This is a genomic window from Castellaniella sp. (genome assembly GCF_004321985.1).
Lineage (GTDB): Bacteria > Pseudomonadota > Gammaproteobacteria > Burkholderiales > Burkholderiaceae_B > Castellaniella.
Window position 1 is genome coordinate 1 of sequence record NZ_SCQN01000029.1, and the last position, 12,483, is coordinate 12,483.

The 12,483-nt window shown below is 59.3% G+C and carries 12 protein-coding genes and 3 tRNA genes; 4 read left to right on the forward strand and 11 right to left on the reverse strand.

All coding sequences use genetic code 11. From position 1 onward, the window contains the following. The 9 genes from EPN31_RS06345 to EPN31_RS06385 all read right to left on the reverse strand — a co-directional run. Positions 1-119: GTP-binding protein (locus tag EPN31_RS06345; protein WP_291768640.1), on the reverse strand; the 119-nt coding region annotated here is incomplete at its 3' end. Between the two features lie 46 nt (positions 120-165). Next, positions 166-240, reverse strand: a tRNA-Thr gene (locus EPN31_RS06350). Positions 241-274: 34 nt separating this feature from the next. After that, a tRNA-Gly gene (locus EPN31_RS06355) sits at positions 275-348 on the reverse strand. A 48-nt stretch (positions 349-396) separates the two neighbouring features. Beyond that, positions 397-483, reverse strand: a tRNA-Tyr gene (locus EPN31_RS06360). Between the two features lie 451 nt (positions 484-934). Continuing rightward, positions 935-1,876, reverse strand: a complete 942-nt coding sequence (locus EPN31_RS06365) for a ParB/RepB/Spo0J family partition protein (protein WP_291770862.1) — start codon at positions 1,874-1,876, stop codon at positions 935-937. Between the two features lie 13 nt (positions 1,877-1,889). Next, entirely contained in the window at positions 1,890-2,699 is an 810-nt protein-coding gene (locus tag EPN31_RS06370) for a ParA family protein (protein WP_291770864.1), read from the reverse strand. Then, a complete protein-coding gene (rsmG, locus tag EPN31_RS06375) occupies positions 2,692-3,363 on the reverse strand; it encodes a 16S rRNA (guanine(527)-N(7))-methyltransferase RsmG (protein ID WP_291770866.1) in 672 nt (223 codons plus the stop codon). Before rsmG ends, EPN31_RS06370 begins: the two co-directional genes overlap by 8 nt. Beyond that, the gene (gene mnmG, locus EPN31_RS06380) at positions 3,360-5,276 is read right to left on the reverse strand and encodes a tRNA uridine-5-carboxymethylaminomethyl(34) synthesis enzyme MnmG (protein ID WP_291770868.1); all 1,917 of its coding nucleotides are present in this window, start codon (positions 5,274-5,276) and stop codon (positions 3,360-3,362) included. Before mnmG ends, rsmG begins: the two co-directional genes overlap by 4 nt. 611 nt (positions 5,277-5,887) lie before the next feature. Beyond that, entirely contained in the window at positions 5,888-6,094 is a 207-nt protein-coding gene (locus tag EPN31_RS06385; protein ID WP_291770870.1) for a cold-shock protein, read from the reverse strand. A 269-nt stretch (positions 6,095-6,363) separates the two neighbouring features. Here EPN31_RS06385 and EPN31_RS06390 point away from each other — a divergent pair, with 269 nt between their 5' ends. After that, positions 6,364-7,539, forward strand: coding sequence for a methionine aminotransferase (locus EPN31_RS06390; RefSeq protein WP_291770871.1), 1,176 nt, complete (start codon positions 6,364-6,366; stop codon positions 7,537-7,539). Positions 7,540-7,849: 310 nt separating this feature from the next. Here the strand turns inward: EPN31_RS06390 and EPN31_RS06395 are convergent, their stop codons facing one another. Beyond that, positions 7,850-8,914: a metallophosphoesterase gene (locus tag EPN31_RS06395; protein WP_291770874.1), complete on the reverse strand. Its 1,065-nt coding sequence runs from the start codon at positions 8,912-8,914 to the stop codon at positions 7,850-7,852. Between the two features lie 70 nt (positions 8,915-8,984). Here EPN31_RS06395 and EPN31_RS06400 point away from each other — a divergent pair, with 70 nt between their 5' ends. Further along, entirely contained in the window at positions 8,985-9,599 is a 615-nt protein-coding gene (locus tag EPN31_RS06400; RefSeq protein ID WP_291770876.1) for a Fic family protein, read from the forward strand. A 51-nt stretch (positions 9,600-9,650) separates the two neighbouring features. Here the strand turns inward: EPN31_RS06400 and EPN31_RS06405 are convergent, their stop codons facing one another. Continuing rightward, entirely contained in the window at positions 9,651-9,848 is a 198-nt protein-coding gene (locus EPN31_RS06405; protein ID WP_291770878.1) for a hypothetical protein, read from the reverse strand. Between the two features lie 178 nt (positions 9,849-10,026). Between EPN31_RS06405 and EPN31_RS06410 the strand changes: the two genes are divergently transcribed. Both EPN31_RS06410 and EPN31_RS06415 read left to right on the forward strand, forming a co-directional pair. Further along, positions 10,027-10,680, forward strand: coding sequence for a methyltransferase domain-containing protein (locus tag EPN31_RS06410; RefSeq protein ID WP_291770880.1), 654 nt, complete (start codon positions 10,027-10,029; stop codon positions 10,678-10,680). Positions 10,681-10,765: 85 nt separating this feature from the next. Then, the gene (locus tag EPN31_RS06415; protein WP_291770906.1) at positions 10,766-12,481 is read left to right on the forward strand and encodes an ABC transporter permease subunit; all 1,716 of its coding nucleotides are present in this window, start codon (positions 10,766-10,768) and stop codon (positions 12,479-12,481) included. Positions 12,482-12,483 lie beyond the last annotated feature (2 nt).

Below are 12,483 nucleotides of genomic sequence, written 5' to 3' on the forward strand. Positions count from 1 at the left end.
CTCTTGCGTGCCAGCACCGTCGTGATCGCCGCCGTCAGCGTCGTCTTGCCGTGGTCAACGTGTCCGATCGTGCCCACGTTCACGTGCGGTTTGGTCCGTTCAAACTTGCCTTTTGCCATGGCTGACTCCTGACTGGGGGAATTGAGAGCTAGTAGCTGAAAGTTGTGGTGCCCATGATGCGGATCGAACGCATGACCTCTCCCTTACCAAGGGAGTGCTCTACCACTGAGCCACATGGGCGGTATTCAATCGATTGCTGTCGAACCCGGCCCGCTGGAGCGGGTGAAGGGAATCGAACCCTCGTCATAAGCTTGGAAGGCTTCTGCTCTACCATTGAGCTACACCCGCGATTCGGTACCCTGCGACAGCCCCCCGTTGTTCAGCCAGGGGATCACTTGGTGGTGGGGGTTGGATTCGAACCAACGTAGGCGCAAGGCCAACAGATTTACAGTCTGCCCCCTTTAACCACTCGGGCACCCCACCAAAGCGAATCTCGAATTATGAGGAAGTTATTTTTTGGTGTCAAGTTGAGAGGGCCTGCCGCCGGACCAGAGCGGGGCTCTCGAGCAGACTGGTATCGGTGGGCAAGACAGTCTGCGTGAGGCGCGGAAGGACGGGCGCCCTGGTCGGCGGCCCTCCCGTTGGTCGGGCAACAGCCCCACGTCGTGGCCTGCAGGCCACTCCGATTCGACAGGCACGGAAGGGTCCTCAGGACCCTTCCGTGTCCGGTCTCATCCCGGTCCTTCCTCGTCCAGGCGGGCGTCTGCATCCGAGCAGGGTCGGATGCAGACGAATTCCCCGCCCTCCCTTCGGAAGCCACCGGCGCCTCACGGTTGCCCGTCCTTCCGCGCCTCACGCAGACGCGCTACCTCGTGGAAGCAACGACACGCAGGCATCCAATCAGCGCGCCCCGCCGGCCCAAACCCGCGAACGATCAGGCCGCCGAATCCTGGCGGGCCAGAATATCGCCCAGACCCTGGCGCTCCAGCAGCGCGTCCAGGTGGTCCCAGCTCGTGAAGTCGATCACGAGCTGGCCGCCTTTGCGGGCGCCCGTCCGGATGCGGACCTTGGTCGCCAGGTGGTCGGACAGCGCCTTTTCCAGGCGCAGCAGGTCGCCATTGCCTGCACTCTTTGCCGCACGGGCGGCACGACCCGTCGGTGCGGCAAGCGCCTCGTCCTGCTCCCGCAAGGCGCGGGCCACTCGTTTCTCGGTTTCACGCACGGACAGGCGGCGAGCAACGACTTCGTTGGCGAGGATGATCTGCAGCGCCGCATCGGTGGCCAGCAGCGCACGCGCGTGGCCCATGTCGATATCGCCCGCCAGCAGCATGGTCTGTACCGGCTCCGCCAGGTTCAGCAGGCGCAGCAGGTTGGTCGTCGTGGAACGCGAACGGCCGATCGCCGTCGCAGCCTGTTCGTGTGTCAGGCCGAATTCGTCCAGCAGGCGGCGTACGCCCTGCGCTTCTTCCAGTGGATTCAGGTCTTCGCGCTGGATGTTTTCAATCAGCGCCATGACGGCCGCATTCTCGTCAGCGACCTCACGGACCAGAACAGGCACATGATCCAGGCCGGCGAGTTGCGCCGCGCGGAAGCGGCGTTCGCCCGCGATGATCTCGTACTGACCAGGTGCCGCATCAGGCAGCGGCCGCACCAGGATGGGCTGCATGATGCCCTGGGTGCGGATGGAGTCCGCCAGCTCGTTGAGCGCGGTTTCGTCCATGTGCGTACGAGGCTGGTAACGACCGGCGGAGAGGGCCGAGACAGGAAGCTGGCTGGGCGCATCAACCCGCCGGCTGCCGACGGCGGCCAGCGCGTCACTGTCGGCTCCCAGCAGGGCGTCCAGACCGCGGCCCAGACCCTTCTTGCGTGTTGCCATGATGTTCTCCTGTCTATGCGGCGGCACGCCGGTTGGCGCCCACCCGGCGGATGAGCTCCTCGCCAAAGGCCAGATAGGCCTTGGCGCCACGTGAAGAGCGATCGTAAATCACGCCCGGCAGGCCGTGGCTGGGCGCCTCGGCCAGGCGAACGTTGCGGGGCACGATCGCCTTGAAGACCTTGTCACCAAAATGAGACTCGAGCTGATCGGACACCTGCTGCTGCAGGGTCACGCGGCTGTCGAACATGACGCGCAGCAGACCGATCAGTTCCAGGTCGGGATTCAGGTTGCGGTAGATGCGCTTGATGGTATTGACCAGATCGGACAGACCCTCGAGCGCAAAGTACTCGCATTGCATGGGAATGATGACCCCATGAGCGCCAGCCATGCCATTGAGCGTGAGCAGCGACAACGTCGGTGGGCAATCGATGAGGATGAAGTCGTAGCGGTTGCTGACCTGGTGTAGCGCCTGCTTCAGCTGGCTCTCGCGATTTTCCATCTGGACCAGGTCGATTTCGGCCCCGGATAATTCCCGGTTGGACGGCAGGACGTCGTAGCCGCCCGATTCAGACCGGACGGTGGCCTGTTCAACCGTGGATTCGCCGATCAGCACCTGGTACAGGTTCACGGCGACATTGTTTTTGTCGATGCCGCTACCCATGGTCGCGTTGCCTTGTGGGTCCAGATCCACCAGCAGCACGCGCTTGCGATGCTGAGCCAGCGACGCCGCCAGATTGATGGCGGTCGTGGTCTTGCCCACCCCGCCCTTCTGGTTGGCGATGCAAAATACGCGCGCACCGGGTTTGGAAGTGGAATCAGTCATTGGGTTCCTTCGGTCCGAGTTCCAGCAGGCAGCGTTGTGCCTCCATTTCAGGAACGTGAAGCGACAGACTGCGCCGCACGCACCAATCCGTTGTCGATTCGAGCGCCGCACGCTCGGTATCCGGAAACTGCCCTTTCATCGCCAACATCACCCCGCCCGGACCGCAATGGTGCGAGGCAACCCGCACGAAGTCTGCCAGCGAGGCAAACGCGCGTGAAATCACGATGTCGGCCTGCAGGCTTTCGAGTGATTCCACCCGGGCCTGCACGGATCTCACGTTGGCCAAGCCCAGCACCCCGGCCACCTGGCGGACAAATGCGGCCTTCTTGCCTACCGTGTCTACGCAGGTGATCGTCCAACCGGGCTCGCAAATGCCTAGGATGATACCCGGCAAACCGGCGCCGGAGCCAATGTCCGCCACCGCCGTACTGCTGCCCTTTCGATATGCACGCAAGGCAGGCACAACTGCCAGGCTGTCGAAAACATGCTGCACCAGCATCTGCGATGGATCCCGCACGGCGGTCAGGTTGTAGGCGCGATTCCAGTGCTGAAGCTGTGCCAGGTAACCGAGCATGAGCGGCGCCCTCTCCACCTCGTCAGCGAGATCCAGGGTCCGCAACGCGCGTACGAGACGCTCCTGCAATTCTTCGGCTGGGCCACTCATGCGGCCTTGCGCCCTTGCAGATGACGCTTCAAATGCACCAGCAGCAGGGAAATGGCGGCCGGCGTCACGCCGGACACTCGGCCGGCCTGTCCTACCGTTTCGGGGCGCGAAAGCTTCAGGCGCTGGCGCACTTCGATCGACAGCCCCGTGACATGCTCGTAGTCGAAGTCGGCGGGAATGGGCTGCTCAGCCTGTTTGCGCTGGCGTTCGATCTCGGACGACTGGCGGTCCACATAGCCGGCATATTTGATCCGGATGTCCACCTGCTCGGCCTGTGCGGCGTCCTGCAACCCCGGGCCCGCCAGCGGCGCACCACTGGAGTCCTTCAGTTGCATCAATTCGGCATAGTTCACATCGGGCCGCTTGAGCAGATCCAGCAGACTGGGATGCCGGTCCAGCCGATGCACAGACAGAGCGTCCTGTGTCTGCGCATCAAGCACAGCAGGGCTGACGTGTGTACTGCGCAGGCGCTCGATTTCCGCCGCCACGGCATCGCGCTTTCGGCGAAAGGTATCCCAACGGGCGTCGTCCACCAGCCCCAGCCCGCGCCCGATCTCCGTCAGACGCAAGTCCGCGTTGTCTTCTCGCAGACTCAGCCGATATTCAGCCCGCGATGTAAACATCCTGTAAGGTTCAGTTACACCTTTAGTAACAAGATCATCGGCCAGCACGCCCAGATAGGCATCACTGCGCTGCAGCACCCAGGGCGACCGATTCATCACCTGCAGCGCAGCATTGGCGCCAGCATACAGCCCCTGTGCCGCAGCCTCTTCGTAACCTGTCGTTCCGTTGATCTGACCTGCAAAGAAAAGGCCCTTGATGTCCCGCGTCTCGAACCAGGGGTGCAAATGGCGCGGATCGAAATAGTCATACTCGACCGCGTAGCCCGGCCGCATGACGCGGGCATTCTCCAGACCTGGAAGACTCCGGACCAGCTTGTACTGAATATCAAACGGCAAACTGGTTGAAATCCCGTTGGGGTAGATTTCGCACGAGGAAGCCCCTTCTGGCTCCAAAAATACCTGATGGCTCTTCTTGTCCGCGAAGCGGTGAATTTTGTCTTCAATAGACGGGCAATACCTGGGCCCCACCCCTTCGATGGTTCCGCGATCGCTATACATCGGGGAACGATCCAGCCCCGAGCGCACGATTTCATGCGATCGCTCTGTCGTATGCGTAATCCAGCAAGGGACTTGGGCGGGATGCATATCCGACGAGCCCAGGAAGGAGAACACCGGCACGGGATTCGAGTCGCCTGGCTGAATCTCCGTCTTACTAAAGTCAATCGTCTTCGCATCGATGCGCGGCGGCGTCCCGGTTTTCAGTCGGCCTTGAGGGAGCTTGAGCTCCTTCAATCGCTGTCCCAAGCTGGTTGCAGGCGGATCCCCGGCACGGCCAGCCGCATAATGCTCCAATCCTATATGCACCAGCCCGTTCAGAAAAGTCCCGGCGGTCAGAACAACGGCTCGCGCACGAAAATCCAGCCCGATCTGCGTTTTCGCACCAACCACGCGGTCACCTTCCAGCACCAGGTCCACGACAGCCTGCTGAAAGATGGTCAGATTTTTCTCTGCCTGCAGGATCATCCGGATAGCCCGCCGATAAAGCGACCGATCGGCCTGGGCTCGGGTAGCGCGGACAGCAGGGCCCTTAGACTGATTCAGAATCCTGAATTGAATGCCCGCCAAATCCGTCGCCCACGCCATCGCGCCGCCCAGAGCATCGACTTCCTTGACCAGATGTCCCTTGCCAATACCTCCGATGGAGGGATTGCAGGACATCTGACCCAAGGTATCCATGTTGTGAGTCAAAAGCAGGGTGGATGCCCCCATGCGCGCAGCGGCCAACGCGGCCTCGGTCCCAGCATGGCCGCCGCCAATAACTAGAACGTCAAATTCTTCGGGATAGATCATGGAATTCAATCAGAAATGTCGGGTGATTATACTTCCCACCCCTCTAGCAACCAAGGATAAGGATGTTTCACGTGGAACACTATTGCGACAGCCACGTTGGTCAGGTCAGACTAATTGTTCCACGTGAAACATAAACGATGGCCGAAGCAACAACGGCGTACCACCCCAATCCAGACCCCACTAAATTTATCTGAAAAGAATCTAACGATCTGCCGATATCCCACGAGAACGGGTTGAGCATCATTGCGGCTTCGCTACGGCGGGTGGCCCTTCGGGCTCCCTGGATCTGCCTCGTCCGATCGGGCGTCGCCGGCCGTTCTCCCTGCGGTCGTCGTCCGTCGACGAATTCCCCCGCTCTCCCTTCGTCAGCATCCAGCACCCGCCTACCCGCGAAGCCGCAATGATGCTCAACCCGTTTGCGACACGAAAAGATTAAGCAGAAATCGTGACCAAACCCACAGTAACAGCGCTTCGACAAACCTGAATAATCCAAAAACCTCAAGCAGGGGATAACACTGTGGACAACATAGGTAAAACCAGCGTAAAACCTTCAAGCTGCCCAATAAGAAAGGCACCCAAAAGGGTGCCTTTCAATCCAAGTACCGTAACGCTTACAGCGGACGGATCTCGGCAGCTTGCGGGCCCTTCGGGCCGTCCTTGACTTCGTACTGAACGGCTTGGCCTTCGTTCAGGCTGCGGTAACCGCGACCTTCGATGGCGGAAAAGTGTGCGAACACATCCGAGCCGCCTGCGTCGGGGGTAATGAAACCAAAACCCTTCTCAGCGTTGAACCATTTAACTTTGCCCGTTTGAGCCATGATCTGAAACGTCCTAAATGAATGAGAAAAAACAATGAATCAAGAACGCTGAAACGATACAGATCACGCCAGGCGAAACAGCCACCGGGCCAACCGATGCGAAACGTGCGTACCGCTTGAATTGCATTGCATCAGGGAGCATAACCATGGGTAGACAAAAGTCAAATCATAGTTTACCCCTATGCGAAATTGTATCCGCCTCTGCAGCAGAATGCAGACAGAATCACCATCCAATCTTCCAATTCAACCAATAAACAACACATTTAAACATGAACCTGCAATCGAAGCTCCCAAACGTAGGCATCACCATCTTCACCGAAATGAGCGCCTTGGCAAAGCAACAGCACGCCATCAACCTCGGACAGGGCTTTCCCGACTACCAACCCGACGCAAACCTTCTGCAGGCAGTCACCGATGCAATGCTCGCAGGTCACAACCAATACGCCCCAATGGCTGGAATGCCGATTCTGTTGGAAGCCATCGCCAACAAGGTCCAGGCCCAGCACGGCCGACACTATGATCCAACAACCGAAATTACGGTAACTGCCGGCGCAACTGAAGCGCTCATGGCCAGTATCCAGGCTCTGGTCAAGCAAGGCGATGAGGTCATTCTCATCGACCCAGCCTACGACCTCTATGCACCAGCCGTCATCCTCTCGGGTGGCCGGAATGTCCGCGTGCCAATGCTGCCGCCGACAGCGGATCGGCTGGAATTCGCTGTTGACTGGGACGCCATTCACGCTGCGGCAACAGACCGCACGCGAATGATCATTCTCAATTTTCCGCACAACCCGACCGGACTGATCCTGAAGGACAGCGACCTGGACGAGCTGGAGCACCTGATCGACCGACATCCACAGATCGTCGTGTTGTCGGACGAAGCCTATGAGCACATCGTGTTCGACGAAGAGGAACAGCGTAGCGCCATTCGGCGGGAAGCACTGGTTGAACACAGTGTGCTCATCTCTTCATTCGGCAAAACGTTTCACGCGACGGGCTGGAAGATCGGCTATTGCTGCGCACCAGAATCGATCATGCAGGAAATTCGCCGGGTTCATCAGTTTCTCGTGTTCTCAGTGAACACTCCCATGCAAGTCGGCATTGCCAATTACCTTCAACACTCAAACGTGATCTCAACCCTGTCAGCGTTTTATCAGAAGAAACGCGACCGCCTTCTCAAAGGGCTGGCCACTACATGCCTGAAACCAATGCACTCCGCAGGGACCTTTTTTCTGCTGGTTGACACGTCTGCGCTAGGCACTGGTCCGGAAAAAGATCTTGCCGTCCGCCTCACGCTGGATGTTGGGGTAACAACCATTCCCGTCTCGGCGTTTTACGACGATGCGAATGCTGCCGCATCAAATCACAATTTGCTCCGCCTTTGCTTTGCAAAGCAGGACTCCACGCTGGACAGAGCAGTCGAGAAGCTGCAGACCTTGAAATGACCAACACCCACAGCTCAAAAGACTGTCAACCATCGCCCGAATCGGTCTGGAAGACCGGGGGTGGAGTTGATGAGCCTTCAGGTTTTACTTCTATGTCTTATATCAAACTGATAAGACTAATGGGTGTCTGTGGATAAGTGGCATAACGCCAAAAACCTTTTTTAATCAATTAGTTATGTAAATTTTATCTGTGTTCAGTTTTGTGGATCAGCAGGGGACGGATTGGGGATGAAATCGCTGATCCTAAAAAGGGTCGGGTTTATGAACAACTTACCGACAGGAAACCCACACATGGCTCTCATTGACGTTATCAACAGGCTGCCGGCATGATTGTCTCGCACTGTTCGCCATTGTCGAAGAGCAACGAGCGCTCGGGCCAGTTCATGGCCGCCAGCCGAAAATGGGTGGGCATGGCTGAGCCGTCGTGGTCTTTGCGGTCCCGCCAGCGAGCACCAACCGAATAGTCCAGACAGAAGGCCTGATGATGGCGGCCATGCCATTCGGTTGGTGCGACGCCTTTGAAAAGCATGCTGTAGCGCCAACTGTTCAGGCTGGGTGGGGGCTGAAACAGCCGCCAATAGTGTCCGATCAGAACAGGCGTCGGGTCCGGGTCGTCCAGCCACCAGGCTGTCCTATCCGAATATCGCCATCGGTTACCTGAAAAGAAGGGGTGCGGGCTGCGCGCCTCGATGCCTGATGTGAGGCGCTTGATGGGGTTGACACGGTGCTCCAGGGCTTCGTAGTCGGCAACAGCGTCCAGATAGGGAGGAGGATCATTGCGGTTCTCCAGCTGGCTGGCCCAGCGGTCCATTTCGGCTCGGTAGCGTGCATGGAGGTTGTCTTTCTGGGCCTCGCGCACAACGTGCTGCTGACAGTCGTGGATGGTTTCCAGGATGCTGCCAGCAGGCGCTTCGGCGATGGCCGCGATGGAGGGAGGATCCCAGGCTGCGTGGACGATGCGCAGGCCCGGCATCTGGATGGCGAGTGGCAGGCTGCAGAGGAACTCCCGTATTGCGGGCCGCTGGGTGGCACTGGCGCGCTCAAATGGGGCGTAGTAGCGTGCATCGGACTGTTCTCGGCTGTCGAAGAACCAGCCTGATCCGTCTTTGGCGTCGTTGGCCAGCAGATTGATTTCGTGGTTTCCCAGGATAGCCAACGCGCGACCCTGATTCACCAGTGCCTGGACACGATTGATGACTCCGACGCTGTCTGGACCCCGGTCACAAAGGTCGCCGATGAACACCAGCAGACGTTTGTCGGCGCCAGGTTGTCGTTCCAGATGACCAAGAAGGTCGTCAAGTGCCTGGCTCTCGCCGTGAATATCGCCCACCACGGCCAGCGGCTGCTCGGGCAGCGTCTGTAGAAGTGTCGTCATACCCCATTTTCCTTCTCACCCGGATTGAGGACAATGGGCATAAACATGTATGGTCGACGAAGGAGCCCGGATGATGAGCCGATATGAGGTCAGCCGACAGCAGGACAGCACTCAGCCAGGCTCAGATGGTGAAGTCCTGAGAAACCGACTCGCCATCGTTAATCGCCGCGACATGGATGCTGCCGAGCTCGAATTGCTGCATAAGCTTTATCTGTTCGTCTTGCGGGATCATTTGCCTACGGGCCCGCTGACCGTTCGTTTGATCCGTGACTGGCATCGACGCTGGCTGGGAAATCTGTATGACTGGGCCGGTCATGAGCGTTCTGTAAATATGAGCAAGGATGGGTTTCCTTTTGCCGCTGCCGACCGTATTCCTGATCTGCTGCGGGTTTTCGAGCGCGACGTATTGTTTCGCCACACACCTTGTCACGGGATGGATCGCCAGGACCTGATCTTCGCCGTTGCCAGGACACATGTGGAATTCATCCTGATTCATCCGTTTCGGGAGGGCAATGGAAGAATCTCCAGATTGCTGGCAGACGTGATGGCTTCACAGGCCGGTATGGGCCCATTGGACTATGGAGCCTGGGAGATGAACCGTGCCCGATATATTCTTGCGATCCAGGCAGGAATGACCGGAAACTACACGCCCATGTGTGCGTGTGTTGCGCAGGTGTTGCCGTAACGCGACTGTATGGGCGTGGGCCTTTGCAGGAACCAGCCGGCCCGTTTGCTGCTAGGCCGATGGGACTGGGGTTGCGAGTTCGAGCGACCGAAACAGCGTTTCCGACCGCAGTGTCTGTTCGATTTCGCGACTGGGTTGGCCGGTTTCGATAGCGGTCGAACTGGCGACTGCGCGCAGGATGCGTTGCAGATCCACCGATTTGGTGGATGTGACAGGGGGTGTCACTATGGGAAGGTTGCTGAGCAGCATGGTTCATTATACTGCGCGGCCACGAACAGTTTCGGAAAAAGTGGTGCCGTTTTTCACATCACCGCACTAAAATCGTTGCCGTCGGGCGTCAAGGCAGGTGGTACCGGTCCTGCAGCTTGCGCACGATTTGCCAAGTCACAACGCTGTCTCATAAAAAAGGCTTAGACGGAGATTCTTCATGCTGAAGATGACGGGGGTGGATACCATCCAGTTGCTCGAAGGGTTGCGGGCCTATTCTCTGACCGGGATCCGGGGGCTGAAGCGCGTGGTCGGTACGGCATCGCCCGGCCTGTTTCTGCGCGAATGGCTGGCACAGCCCGGTATTGTGGGTGCCATCTGTCCCAGTTCCCATCGATTGGCGCGCAGCATGGCGGAACGCATTCCTGTCCAGGGCGACGGACTGGTGGTGGAACTGGGTGCTGGTACGGGCGCGGTGACACAGGCGCTGCTCGAAAAGGGCGTTTCACCGGACAGGCTGCGTGTGGTCGAGCGCTCGCCATCCTTCGTACATCACTTGCGCAAACGTTTTCCGACCGTTCCCGTGTTACAGGGGGATGCAACCGCTCTGGAGAGCCTGTTGCCCATGGGTGTGCCGGTCGATGCCGTCGTATCCAGCCTGCCGCTGCGTTCGCTGGCTGCCGATGACGTGGTCGCGATCCTGGATCAGTGGTGCAACCTGGTTCGTCCGGGTGGCGTCCTGGTGCAGTTCACCTATGCGCTGCATGGCCAGCCCCCAGATGTTTCAGACAGTTTTGCACAGTGCGGTAGACAGTTCGTCTGGGGAAATCTGCCGCCCGCCAAGGTCATGAGTTTCGTGCGCCTGGCACATTAACCGCACGGCTTGCCGATTTCGGCTGGTTGGCTGTCCGATTCACCCTTGATTCAGGTTGTCGTGCATGGTTGTTCACCACCCCGCAATGGAAGTGGGGAGTCCCCGCCGGTATGCCCCGAATCTTTGGGACGTTTTCGCCTTTGCGCTCATCCTGACCGGGCTCATCCTGGTCTATAAGGGCGGCCGTGAAGCCTTCGCACCGCTGGTCACGCTGCAGCAGCATCCAGTCTCCCTCGATCCCGCCAATTTGCCAGAATATGCGTTGCGCACGACCTTGCGCATGCTGGCTGCCATGGTGGTGTCTCTGTTGTTCACGTTCGGCTATGGTTCGCTGGCTGCGAAGAACCGCCGTGCCGAGCAGGTCCTGATTCCACTGCTGGACATCCTGCAGTCGGTGCCCATTCTTGGATTCATCTCCTTCACGGTGGTGGGTTTCATGGCCCTGTTCCCCGGGCGTGTGATGGGCGCGGAGCTTGCGGCCATCTTCGCGATTTTCACCAGCCAGGCGTGGAACATGACCTTCAGCTTCTACCAGTCGCTGAAGACTGTGCCGGCTGATTTGCTGGAGGTTTCCCGCAGCTTCAATCTATCCCCCTGGCAGCGGTTCTGGCGGCTGGAGGTCCCGTTCTCGATGCCCGGTCTGGTCTGGAACACGATGATGTCCATGTCTGGCGGCTGGTTCTTCGTGGTCGCATCCGAAGCCATTTCGGTCGGGAACACGACGATCACGTTGCCGGGGATCGGTTCTTATGTGGCACTGGCCATCGCGCGCCAGGATCTGCATGCCATTGCGTGGGCCGTGGGGGCCATGCTGGCCGTCATCCTGCTGTACGACCAGTTGCTGTTTCGTCCGCTGGTAGACTGGAGCCGAAAGTTCCGCGTGGAGCTGACGGAAACCGATCCAGGAGGTCACTCCTGGCTGCTGGTATTGATCCGCCGGTCCAGGCTGTTGCCTGCGGGACTCGCGCCCATCGGGGAATTTTTTAGTGGCCTGCTGCGCCATCGTGCCGCGGCAGCGCCCCGGCCGTTGATCCGGGGGCGCCTCGAAAGCGGCGGTCTATGGATGGGGAGGATTTGGCAGGCCGCCGTGGCGATCGTTTCCATGGTCATGATTTGGCATATCGTTGCGTTTATCGCGACAGGCGCCAACTGGTCGGAATTCAGCAAGGTGCTCGCGCTGGGACTCATCACATTGCTTCGGGTGGTGGTCCTGACGATTCTGGCGACCGTGGTCTGGGTGCCGGTCGGGGTCTGGGTGGGGCTGCGCCCCAGGGTGGCCGAGCGCGTCCAGCCGCTGGCGCAATTCCTGGCGGCGTTCCCGGCCAATCTGGTGTTTCCGTTCGCGGTCGTGGTCATCGTGCATTTTCACCTGACGGCGGACATCTGGCTCTCGCCCCTGATGGTGCTAGGCACCCAGTGGTACATTCTGTTCAATGTCATCGCTGGCGCCAGCGCATTTCCTGGGGATCTGAAGGAAGCCGCGGCGAATTTCCACGTCGGCGGCTGGAATTGGTGGCGCAAGGTGATTCTGCCCGGCATTCTTCCCTACTATGTGACGGGTGCCATCACGGCCAGTGGCGGCTCCTGGAACGCGTCCATCGTGGCCGAAGTTGCAAGCTGGGGCGACACCACGTTGCGTGCCCATGGCCTGGGTGCCTACATTGCGGATGCGACTTCATCGGGAGATTTTCCCCGCGTCGTGCTGGGGATCGTCGTGATGACGGCGTTGGTGACCTTGCTGAACCGCGCGGTTTGGCATCCGTTGTACCATTTCGCCCACCGCCAGCTTCGTCTGGATTAGGA